Annotated in this window: 9 protein-coding genes; 5 read left to right on the top strand and 4 right to left on the bottom strand. The window is 71.1% G+C overall.

What is annotated here, in order from left to right; genetic code table 11:
- Positions 1 to 169 precede the first annotated feature (169 nt).
- Both ACOJUJ_RS30315 and ACOJUJ_RS30310 read left to right on the top strand, forming a co-directional pair.
- The gene (locus tag ACOJUJ_RS30315) at positions 170 to 814 is read left to right on the top strand and encodes an Ig-like domain-containing protein (RefSeq protein ID WP_420130669.1); all 645 of its coding nucleotides are present in this window, start codon (positions 170 to 172) and stop codon (positions 812 to 814) included.
- A 1-nt stretch (position 815) separates the two neighbouring features.
- The gene (locus ACOJUJ_RS30310; protein WP_420130668.1) at positions 816 to 2,906 is read left to right on the top strand and encodes a hypothetical protein; all 2,091 of its coding nucleotides are present in this window, start codon (positions 816 to 818) and stop codon (positions 2,904 to 2,906) included.
- Positions 2,907 to 3,061: 155 nt separating this feature from the next.
- Here the strand turns inward: ACOJUJ_RS30310 and ACOJUJ_RS30305 are convergent, their stop codons facing one another.
- The 3 genes from ACOJUJ_RS30305 to ACOJUJ_RS30295 form a co-directional block, all read right to left on the bottom strand.
- Entirely contained in the window at positions 3,062 to 4,630 is a 1,569-nt protein-coding gene (locus ACOJUJ_RS30305; protein ID WP_420130667.1) for an FAD-binding oxidoreductase, read from the bottom strand.
- A 3-nt stretch (positions 4,631 to 4,633) separates the two neighbouring features.
- Positions 4,634 to 5,122 carry a CPCC family cysteine-rich protein gene (locus ACOJUJ_RS30300; RefSeq protein WP_420130666.1) on the bottom strand — a complete coding sequence of 163 codons (489 nt, stop codon included), beginning with the start codon at positions 5,120 to 5,122 and terminating at the stop codon, positions 4,634 to 4,636.
- A 64-nt stretch (positions 5,123 to 5,186) separates the two neighbouring features.
- Positions 5,187 to 5,630, bottom strand: coding sequence for a Fur family transcriptional regulator (locus ACOJUJ_RS30295; protein WP_420130665.1), 444 nt, complete (start codon positions 5,628 to 5,630; stop codon positions 5,187 to 5,189).
- A 172-nt stretch (positions 5,631 to 5,802) separates the two neighbouring features.
- On the opposite strand from ACOJUJ_RS30295, the gene ACOJUJ_RS30290 reads away from it, so the two are divergent.
- Complete coding sequence (locus ACOJUJ_RS30290; RefSeq protein ID WP_420130664.1) at positions 5,803 to 6,804, top strand: hypothetical protein; 1,002 nt, start codon at positions 5,803 to 5,805, stop codon at positions 6,802 to 6,804.
- Positions 6,805 to 7,423: 619 nt separating this feature from the next.
- Here ACOJUJ_RS30290 and ACOJUJ_RS30285 read toward each other — a convergent pair.
- Complete coding sequence (locus ACOJUJ_RS30285) at positions 7,424 to 7,993, bottom strand: GNAT family N-acetyltransferase (RefSeq protein ID WP_420130663.1); 570 nt, start codon at positions 7,991 to 7,993, stop codon at positions 7,424 to 7,426.
- Between the two features lie 151 nt (positions 7,994 to 8,144).
- Here ACOJUJ_RS30285 and ACOJUJ_RS30280 point away from each other — a divergent pair, with 151 nt between their 5' ends.
- The gene (locus tag ACOJUJ_RS30280) at positions 8,145 to 8,309 is read left to right on the top strand and encodes a hypothetical protein (RefSeq protein ID WP_420130662.1); all 165 of its coding nucleotides are present in this window, start codon (positions 8,145 to 8,147) and stop codon (positions 8,307 to 8,309) included.
- 73 nt (positions 8,310 to 8,382) lie between these two features.
- Positions 8,383 to 10,110 carry a single-stranded-DNA-specific exonuclease RecJ gene (recJ, locus tag ACOJUJ_RS30275; RefSeq protein WP_420130661.1) on the top strand — a complete coding sequence of 576 codons (1,728 nt, stop codon included), beginning with the start codon at positions 8,383 to 8,385 and terminating at the stop codon, positions 10,108 to 10,110.
- Positions 10,111 to 10,148 lie beyond the last annotated feature (38 nt).

Here is a 10,148-nt window from a genome sequence, read left to right as displayed (position 1 = left end):
GGGGGCCGCCCGCCTTATGGGTAAGGTTTCCCGGGGGGGGGGCTGGGTGTGGAGGGGTATTAAGTTTTACGCCGCGCCCACGTCGGCCAAACCGCAAGGATCCCACGTTGCTCCCGACGAACCTCGTCCCTTTTCTCGTTGTCCCCTTTTGCTGATTCCGGAGAACCTGATGCGAAACGTAATGATCGTGGCTGGCGCCTTTGCCGCCCTTGTCCTGGCGGCGTGCGAGCCGTCGAAGGTCACCCGTCCGCCCGAAGACGGAACGCTCACCGTACAGGTGAGCCTTACCAGCGCCACCATCACCTCGCTCACCCTGGAGGTGACGGGGCCGGGGATCGCCCAGCCGCTGATGGCCAACCTCACCGTCTCGGGGACCACCGCCACCGGCACCCTGGAGATCCCCGCCGGCGCCGACCGCCGCTTTGTGGTCAAGGGCTACGACGCCGCGGGGAACCTGGTCTATCAGGGTGAAAAGACGTCGTCCGTGCAGGCCGGGCAGACGCTGTCGGTGGCCGTGACGCTTGCGGCCCTTACCTCCAGCGCCACCGTCACGGTGACGGTGGGCGCGGTGACCGTCACGCTCACCCCCGGCGCCTCGACGCTCGCGGCGGGCGGAACCAGCACCTACACCGCCACCGCCAGCGAGAACGGAACCGCCATCGCCAACCCGCAGATCGTGTGGGCGTCCAGCATTCCCAGCATCGCCTCGGTCAGCGCCGCGGGCGTGGTGACCGCCCATGCCCCCGGAAGCGTGCGGATCGCGGCCTCGTTCCGCGGCGTCGCGGCCGGGGCCGATCTCACCGTGCAGGAGTAAGATGCGAAGCACCCTTGCGCGCGTCCTGCTGGGCGCGCTGCTGCTGTTCACGGGCTGCATGGACTCGCCCGTGGAGCCGGAGGGCGTTCCCGAGGGGCACGCCCGGCTCGCGCTGAACGCCGTGGCCTCACCCTCCTCGGCCACGCTGGTGGTGGAGGTGACCGGCCCCGGCATTGGCGAGCCGCTGGTCTTCAACCTTCCGGTGGTGGACGGCGTGGCCAGCGGAACCGTGGACGTGCCGCTGGGATCCGGCCGCGTGTTCTACGCCCGCGTGTACGACGCGGGCGGAACGGAGACGCACCGCGGCCAGGTGACGGCGGCCATCCGTCCGGGGACGAACGCCGTTTCCATGCGCCTCGAGGCGCTCAACGGCCAGCAGCCCATCGACGTGGTCATCGCCAGCTACACGATCATCCTCTGGTGGACGGGCCAGCCGATCGTGGGGCGTCCGCTGCAGATGCGCGCGCAGGTAAAGGACGCCGAGGGCAACGAGGTGCCGGACGCCAAGGTGGTCTGGGCGGTGACCAATCCCACGCTGGCCCGCATCAGCCCCACGGGCGTGCTGGAGTTCAGCGCCGAGGGGACGTCGGGCCTGGTGGCCGTGTACGGCGGCGTGGCGGCCAAAGGCGACGTGGAAGCGGTGTCCGCGACGGAGTACGCGGACGACATGCTGCGCTGGTCGTTCCGCAGCTGGTGGGACGCGGAAGCGCAGCCGTTCAACGGCGCCGGGTTCATGCTGAGCGTGCAGTCGTTTCAGCACAGCGCGTCCGCAGGAAACTGGGGGATGTACCTGTATTCGGAGTACCCGCGCACCGCCATCGTCAACGATCCGTCCCACGCGTACTACGGGGATCTGGAGAGCGCGTGGTCGGCGAGCTACAACGGCATCACCATGCTGCGCTACGCGCGGGAGGCGGTGGGCGAGTGGCCGGACCTGCGGGCGGAGGCGTTCTCGGAGTTCCTGCTGGGCCTGCACCTGGGGAACGTGGCGCTGCTGTACGACCAGGGGCTCGTAATCGACGACACCCAGGACCCGGCGACGGCGCAGCTGCGGCCGTACACCGAGGTGATGGCGGCCGCGATCGCGCACCTGGACCAGGCCATCGCGCATACGCAGCAGGGCAGCTTCACCATCCCCGCGCTGTGGACGTCCACGCCGATCAGCAGCGAGCAGCTGCGCCAGCTGGCCTACTCGTTCAAGGCGCGGTTCCGCGCGAACGTGGCGCGCAACCCGCAGGAGCGGCAGACGGTGGACTGGACGCAGGTGATCGCCGACGCCGGCAACGGGATCACCAGCGACTTCAGCCTGGTGTTCGACGACCAGGGCTGGCGCTTCGACGCCGGCTACTACCTGACCGCGGAGTTCCTTTCCCAGATGCAGTACCAGTACCTGGGGATGGCCGACCAGTCCGGAAGGTACCAGACGTGGATCAACCTTCCCGTCGCCAGCCGGCATCCCACCCTCCCCGGTGGCCAGGCGTTCGCCATCATCACGCCCGACAACCGCTTTCCGCAGGGCGCCACCATCGAGGCGCAGCGGTCGAGCCCCGGACGGTACTACCAGGCCGTGCAGAGTCCGACGTGGATCCGGGCGGATCGCGGCACCCACCGCTGGTCGTACTATGGCGACCAGCGCTTCCGTGCCTGGCGCGACAACGGCCGCACCGGCCCCTTCCCGTCGTTCACCCGCGAGGAGCTGGACCTGCTGCGCGCCGAGGGCTGGTACCGCACCGGCAACCTGGCGCAGGCCGCCAGCCAGGTGAACGTCACCCGCGTGGCGGCCGGGCTCAACGCCACGGACGCCGCCGGGCTGAACACCAGCTGCGTGCCCAGGCTGCCCGACGGCGCCTGCGGCAACCTGCTGGAGATGCTGAAGTGGGAGTTCCGCCTGGAGACGCAGTTCCAGGGGATGTTCGGCGCGCCCTGGTACTTTCTTGACCGCGGCTGGGGCGACCTGTACCGCGGCACCCAGCTGCAGCTTCCGGTGCCGTGCAGCGTGCTGCGGGGGCGGGGCGAGACGTGCTATACGTTTGGCGGCGTGGGCGGGAACAGCGCCTCCCTGGGAAGCCGGTACGTCTGGCCGTTCGAGTGATCGCCTGATCGGCCCGGTGCGAAGCAACACTCCGCCCCGCCACGCGTCTCAGCGTGGCGGGGCGGAGTTATGGGTGCCGGAAGATAAAAGATGGTGGGTACATCCTCCGTGGCCCAGCAGCGGATCGTTCGGAGACGGACCGCTGCGACGTGTGCTCAGCCGTACTTGATCGCGTCCAGCGGGCGCTGGCCGGGGAGGGGGAGGATGACGCCGGGGTTCAGGATGCCGCGCGGATCGAACGCGTCCTTGACCGCGCGGAAGCTGGCGACGATCTCGGCGCCCCAGATGGTTTCCAGGAGCGGCGCGCGCAGGCGGCCGTCGCCGTGCTCGCCGGCCATGGTGCCGCCCAGCGCCGCCACGCCCTCGGCCACCTCGTACACGATCGCCTCCGCCTCCGCGCGCCACCCGGCCTTGGCCACGTCCACCAGCGGGTTCACGTGCAGGTTGCCGTCGCCCGCGTGGCCAAAGATGACCGCGGGGAGCGCGTGGCGATCGAGAACGCCGCGCAGCAGGCGGATGTAGTCGGCCAGGCGGTCCACCGGCACCACGCCGTCCTCGATGAACTGCATCGACACCCGCTGCCCCGCCATCCGCGCGATCAGCGGGCTGGCCGCGTGGCGCACGTGCCAGAACCGCTCCTGCTCGTGCGGATCCGTCGCCAGTGAGACGCGGTCCGCCGCCCCTTCCATCGCCGCGCGGACGGACTCCAGCTTCGCCGCGACCTCCTCAGCCGAATCGCCCTCCATCTCCACGAACAGGATGGCCTCCAGCCCGGCGCGCAGCGGGTAGCCCGGGTCTTCGCCGCTGCCGCGCACCAGGTCGATGAAGGTGCGGTCGATCATCTCGCACGTCGCGGGGTGCAGCTCCAGGATGCGGTGCACCGCCGCGCCCGCCGCCTCCAGGGTGGTGAACTCCAGCAGCGCCAGCCCGCGGGCCGCTGGCACCGGCGCCAGCCGCACCGTGGCGCCCGTCACCATCCCCAGCGTCCCCTCGCTGCCCACGAACAGGTCCACCGCGTCGCCGGAGCGCAGGTACTCGCGCAGCGCGTAGCCGGACGAGTTCTTCCGCACCCGCGGCCACCCCGCCTCCAGCCGCACCGGGTCCTCGGCGATGATCGCGTCAACCTGGTCCAGGATCTCGCGCAGACGCGGATGCTCGTCCCGCGCTCCGCGCGTGGTGGTCACGCGCGTGCCGTCCGCCAGCACCACGTCCAGCGAGTGGATCCACCCGCGCGCGGAGCCGTAGAGCACGGTGTGCGAGCCGCCGGAGTTGTTGGCGATGATGCCGCCCATGGACGCGCGCTCCGCGCTGGACGGGTCGACGGGGAATTGCAGACCGTGCGGGGCGGCGGCGCGGTTCAGGTCGCCCAGCGTGGCGCCCGGCTGGATCTCCGCGGTCCGCCGCCCGGCGTCGATGGGGCCGATGGCGCCGAAGCGTGTCTTGAGGTCCACCGCGATCCCGGGGCCGATGTTGCCGCCGGGCATTCCCGTTCCCGCCGCGCGGGGAACCAGGGCGATGCCGTGCTCCGCCGCCCAGCGCATCAATGCCGCCACGTCGTCTGCGTTCTCCGGCACCGCGACGGCGACGGGGAGCGAGCGCAGGATGCCGGCGTGCTCAGAATACGCACCGCGGCGCTCGGCATCCGTCGTCCACTCCCCGCGAAAGTCGCGCGGCGGATCGGCGGGGAGAAGGACGGAGGCGGGGGAGGCGGATCGGTGGGGCATGGCTCAGAAGGAAGACGGATCGTGACGCGCGGCGAACTGTGCCCGCGCCTGATTCAAGCTGATTTCGTTGGCGCCGCCGCGGTAGTCGGGATCGGCGTACTGCAACCGATCATCCTCCCAGCCGCAGACGGGGCAGATGTCGAAGCTTCCGCGCTCCTCGTCCGGCATCGTCCGGAAACCGCAGCAGGGGCACGGGTGCAGGATGGGTTCCGCGGGGATCTCCAGGGTTACGCCCTCCCACGGTACGCCCTGCCATCCATCCAGCTCCGCCGCGCTGGTATAGCGGAAGCCCAGCGCGACATACGCGCGCCGTTCCGACGGAGAGTCCGCCATCTCGACCGTGTGGATCGCGCTCCGGAACCCGGGTCCCGCATCGACTACCATCCCGGTCCGCACCTCGCCGTGGAGAACGTCGCCGAGCACGAAGAACAGGGTCCGTGAAGGAAGCGGGAAGGTGTGGCTTACCTGAAAGCGCGCGGCGTCCATCGACATCTATCCACCGTAAACGAAAAACGCTCCCCGGCGGGGAGCGTCGTCACAAGCCGGGCCGGGCTCGTCAGTCGGCACAGGCGGGGCACAGGCCGATCACCTCCACCCGGTACCCCTGCACGCGGAATCCGTCGCCCACGTGCAGCTGCGGCAGAAGCTCGGGCACCTGGCCGGGCACGTCGCGCACCTGGCCGCACTGCACGCAGCGCGAGTGGTAGTGGTCGTCGGTGCGCGCGTCGTAGCGGGCGCTGTCGTCGCCGTACGAAAGCTTGACGGCAAGCGAGCAGCTCACCAGCGTCTCGAGCGCCTTGTAGACCGTGGCGAGCGAGATGTCGGCGATGTCGGCGCGGACGGCGGTGAATACCTCGTCGGCCGTGGGATGGCTGGTGGTGCCGAGCAGAAAGCGGTACACGGCCGCGCGCTGGTCCGTAAAGCGCTGGCCGTTGGCCTCAAGTGCGTCTCTCAGCAGGGCGTCCGCCTGTTCCGGGCGGACGCGTGCGGTCAGCGGCATCGGGGTGGCTACGGTGACCGGAGTGAACGAAAAAGCTCAGGAACCATGCGGGTTCCGTAACCTCAGAAGCTACAGATGGCGGCTGGGGATGTCAACCGCCGCGCCGGGGCTGTACCTTGCGGCAGGCACGGAGGATGCGAACCCGCGTAAGGCGGAGCTCCGTTGGCGGACCATGGCGAAGATCGGAATCAAGGTGCGAGCAAGGCTCAATGCGGTGCTGGCCTGCGCGGTGCTGGCGGCTGGTGCATGCGATGAAGCGTCGGGAAAGGTAGAGCCGCTGCCGCCGCTCACGCGGCCCAGCGTGGAAGCGCGCGCCGGCTTGCCGGAGGTGCGTGGCATCTGGCGGTTCGCGGGCTTCGAGATCCGCCCGCAGGACACCCTGCTGGTGCGCGAGCAGGCGTACCAGCTGGTGCCGCCCGCGGAAATGCGCATTGTCACGCAGCGGCTGGACTCCATCGCCGGGCAGTTTGTGCGCGACGGCGTGGGCTTTCCCTTCACGGGCGAGGTGCGGCGCGACAGCGCCCTCGCGGTGATCACCTTTAGCGACGGCGTGGCGCAGTTTGCCGCGGGGCACCTGCAGCGCGACACCTTCTGGATCGAGGTGACGACGCTGGCCAGCGCGGCGGGGTGGTCGCCCGGGGCCCGCGCGGCCATGGTGCGCCGCGTGGGCGGCCCGCCGTTCCGCCGGCTGCTGGGCGGCGCGCCCATCGCCCCGCCGGTGGATTCCGTAGCCATCCGCGACAGCATCCGCATGGACTCGCTGCGCCGCGCCGGCGTCGTGGTTCCGCCCACGCAGCCCGGCGTGCAGCCGGGCGCGGTCCCCGGACAGCCCGGCGTCGTTCCCGGACAGCCCGGCGCGGTGCCCGCCCAGCCCGGCGCCCGTCCGCCGGTGCAGACCGTGCCGCAGACGCAGCCGCAGCGTCCGCCGGTGCAGCAGCAGCGCCCGCCCGCGCAGACGCCGCGTCCGCAACCGCAGCAGCAGCGTCCGCCGGCGCAGCAGCCTCGTCCGCAACCGCAGACGCAGCCGCAGCGTCCGCCCGCGACGGAGCCGGCGCGTCCGCCGGTCACCGAGCCCGCGCCGGAGAACCCGCCGCAGCTCAGCCCGCCGCCGACGAACGCCCCGCCCGCCAACGCGCCGCGCGACACGCTGCGCTTCGGCAGCCCGCCGGAGTAAGGCCGCAGCGCACGTAGCAGGCTCCCAGCCGGGCCCCCCCCGGCCCGCCCCCCCCCCCCCCCCCCCCCGGGACGGGGCTTATCGCTTTCCCAGCAGCGGATTCATCCGCTCATCCGCTCATCCGCTCATCCGCAGTGAAGGCGCGGCGCACGTAGCAGGCTCCCAGCCGACCCCCTCCGGGCGAGCACCACCGGCCCACCTCCCCCGAAACTGCCGGGGGAGGTTGATGTAGGGGCTGGATGTGAGGCGGATCGGAAGATGGGCGCGAGATGGTGAGCCGCCCCCCTCCCCGGCCCTCCCCCACAAACTGCGTGGGGGAGGGAGTTTGGAAGGATTCGTCGATCGGTGGCGACCTGCTGCGTCGCTCGGACCTTCGGATACGAGCGGTTGAAGCCCCGTCCGGCGAGCGCAAGCGAGCCAGGACGGGGGGGCTTATGGCATTTCGAGCCGCGGGTGTACCCGCCCTTGGGGTTCGGCGGGAGATAGCCTGTGGTACGGGATCGAATGCTCCCCTCTCCGCGAGGACCGAGCGGGGAGGGGCCGGGGGAGGGGCGCCGTGCGGGCGCGGGATGATGCCCGTCGCTGCGGATCGAATCCTCCCCCTTTCTCCCCATACCCTCTACCCCGCCCGCCAGTCCGGATTGAGCTTGCTGGTGAGGATGTGGTCCTCCCACCTGCCGTTCAGCAGCAGGTAGTCGCGCGCAAACCCCTCCACCGTGAACCCCAGCCGCCGCAGCAGCCCGCCGCTGCGTTCGTTGCGCGGGACGTAGTTGGCCTGGATGCGGTGCAGGTTCTGCTCGCGGAACATGTACCCGATCGCCAGTTCCAGCGCCTCGCGCATCATCCCACGTCCCTGGTACCCTGAATCCAGCCCGTACCCCAGCATGCAGTAGTGCGCGGGGGCGCGAAAGATCTGCGTAAAGTTGGCGTTGCCGATCACCCGCTCCGGATTCGCGCGGTCGAAGATGAAGAAGCGCACGCTCTTGCCCTCGCGGAACTCCGCCAGGTTGGCGCGCACCTGCGCGGCCCAGAACCCCTCCGTAAAGAACTCCTCCCCCACCAGCGGGCGGGAACCCGTCAGGTGCTCGCGGTTGTCCTGAAAGTAGCGGGCGATCTGCGGCACGTCCCCTGTTTCCGCCAGGCGGACGATGACTTGCGGGGCCGTCAGGTGGGGCGGGTTCCAGGGCATCGTCAGCGCGGACGTTCGGGATGATGTCGGTGGATGATGGGCGCGGGTGCAAGGTAGCGCGCCGCCGCGCAGGATCAAGCCGGGCATGGCCGTTGCGAGCCCCGCCCCCATCCGATGGACGTCCGCCGCCCGATCCGCAGAGGAAGCCGCCGTGGCCGAAGACCGCAAGGAGCCGCCGTTCGACGGGGGCTCGCAGCCCGTTCCGCACCAGAAGGAGCCCGTCCCCGGCCCGGGGCGCAGCGCCGCGCAGTGGATCACCATCCTGCTGTGCGTGGTGGTGATCGCCGCCATCCTGGTGTACATCTTCGGGCGCTGACCACCTTTTCCGCGCGGTGGCGGATGACGGGAGCGGGTTGCCCGTCCGGCGGCATACGTACAACTTTGTACGCATGCCTGCCGTTCTTGCCGCCGCGCGCCGCTGGGTCTTTCCCCCCGCGCCCGACACCGCCGCCGTAGACCGCCTGTCGCGCGAGCTGCGCCTGCCGCCGGCCCTGTGCCGGCTGCTGGTGCACCGCGGGTACGGCGCGTCCGACGCCGCGCGCGGATTTTTGCGCCCGCAGCCCGACCACATCCACCCTCCTACGCTGCTGGCCGGCATGGGCGATGCCGTCGCGCGCCTCAAGCAGGCCATCGACGCGCGGGAGACGATCCTGGTCCACGGCGACTACGACGTGGACGGCATCTGCTCCACCGCGCTCTACGTCCGCGCGCTGCGGATGATGGGGGCCAAGGCGGAGCCGTTCGTGCCGCGGCGGCTGGTGGATGGGTACGACCTGTCCGAGGCGGGGGTGAAGGGCGCGCAGGAGATCGGCGCGACGCTCATCCTTACCTGCGACTGCGGGATCGTGGCGCACGACGCCGTCAGCAAGGCGCGCGCGGTGGGGATCGACGTGATCGTCACCGACCACCACACGCCGGGGCCGGAGCTGCCGGTGGCGGCCGCCGTCGTCAACCCCAACCGGGCCGACTGCGGCTACCCGGACAAGGGGCTCGCCGGGGTGGGCGTGGCGTGGAAGGTGTGCTGCGCGCTGGCGGCGGAGATCGGCTTTCCGCAGGAGCGGCTGCATTCGTTCCTGGACCTGGTCGCCGTCGCCACCATCGCCGACATCGCGCCGCTGCGGGGGGAGAACCGCGCGATGGTGCGCTGGGGCCTCCGTGTGCTGCGCGAGACGCCCAACGCCGGCCTGCGCGCCCTGATGCGCGTCACGGGGCTGGCGGACAAGGGCGAGATCACGGCCGCGCAGGTGAGCTTTCAGCTGGCGCCGCGGATCAACGCGGTGGGGCGGATGGGCGAGGCGCTGCGCGGCGTGCGCCTGCTGCTGACCGACGACCCGCGCGAGGCGGAGGAGATCGCGCTGACGCTGGAGGCGGAGAACCGCTGGCGGCAGAGCGTGGAGGGGGCGACGGTCAAGGAAGCCCTGGCCTCGCTGGAGCTTGGGTACGATCCGGACCGGGACTGGGGCCTCGTGCTGGCGTCGGACGGGTGGCACCCGGGTGTGATCGGGATCGTGGCGTCGCGGATGGTGGAGCGGCTGCACCGCCCCACGGTAATGATCGCGCTGGACGGCGCGGCCGAGGGGAAGGGGAGCGCGCGCTCCATCCCCGGCTTCAACCTGTACGAGGCGATCCGCGATTGCTCGGAGCACCTGGTCCGCTTTGGCGGGCACCGGATGGCCGCCGGCTGCGCCATCCGCGCGGACCGCGTGGACGGGTTTCGCGAGGCGTTCAACGCCCACGCCCGCCAGGTGCTGCGCGAGGAGGACCTGGTCCCCGAGGTGCGCATCGACCTGGAGGTGGACCTGCGCCACGCGGACCACGACCTGGTGCGCATGCTGCGCCACGCCGGCCCCTTTGGCGCGGGGAACGCCACGCCGGTGTTCGCCGCGCGCGGCGTGGCGGTGGAGGAGCACCGGATCGTGGGGAAGGGGCACCTGAAGATGGTGCTGGGCGCGTACGGGACCAGGCTGGACGCGATCGGTTTCGGGATGGGGGAGCGGTGCCAGGAGCCGGGCTTTGGCGGCGGGCCGGTAGACGTGGCGTTCAAGCTGGAGGAAAACCACTACAACGGCCGCACCAGCGTCCAGGCCCGCCTGGTGGACTTTCGCCCCGCGGAGTAGCCGCGTCGCGGCCTCCCGGGACTGAGGCTGAGAACGTG

It is taken from the genome of Longimicrobium sp. (genome assembly GCF_048594345.1).
In the GTDB taxonomy this organism is placed as follows: Bacteria; Gemmatimonadota; Gemmatimonadetes; order Longimicrobiales; family Longimicrobiaceae; genus Longimicrobium.
Note: the sequence above shows the minus strand (reverse complement) of the source record. Positions and strands in the feature narration are given on the sequence as shown.

Coding starts and splice junctions, on each gene's coding strand:
- ACOJUJ_RS30315 (WP_420130669.1), top strand. CDS start 170: ATGCGAAACGTAATGATCGTGGCTGGCGCCTTTGCCGCCCTTGTCCTG.
- ACOJUJ_RS30310 (WP_420130668.1), top strand. CDS start 816: ATGCGAAGCACCCTTGCGCGCGTCCTGCTGGGCGCGCTGCTGCTGTTC.
- ACOJUJ_RS30305 (WP_420130667.1), bottom strand. CDS start 4,630: ATGCCCCACCGATCCGCCTCCCCCGCCTCCGTCCTTCTCCCCGCCGAT.
- ACOJUJ_RS30300 (WP_420130666.1), bottom strand. CDS start 5,122: ATGTCGATGGACGCCGCGCGCTTTCAGGTAAGCCACACCTTCCCGCTT.
- ACOJUJ_RS30295 (WP_420130665.1), bottom strand. CDS start 5,630: ATGCCGCTGACCGCACGCGTCCGCCCGGAACAGGCGGACGCCCTGCTG.
- ACOJUJ_RS30290 (WP_420130664.1), top strand. CDS start 5,803: ATGGCGAAGATCGGAATCAAGGTGCGAGCAAGGCTCAATGCGGTGCTG.
- ACOJUJ_RS30285 (WP_420130663.1), bottom strand. CDS start 7,993: ATGCCCTGGAACCCGCCCCACCTGACGGCCCCGCAAGTCATCGTCCGC.
- recJ (WP_420130661.1), top strand. CDS start 8,383: ATGCCTGCCGTTCTTGCCGCCGCGCGCCGCTGGGTCTTTCCCCCCGCG.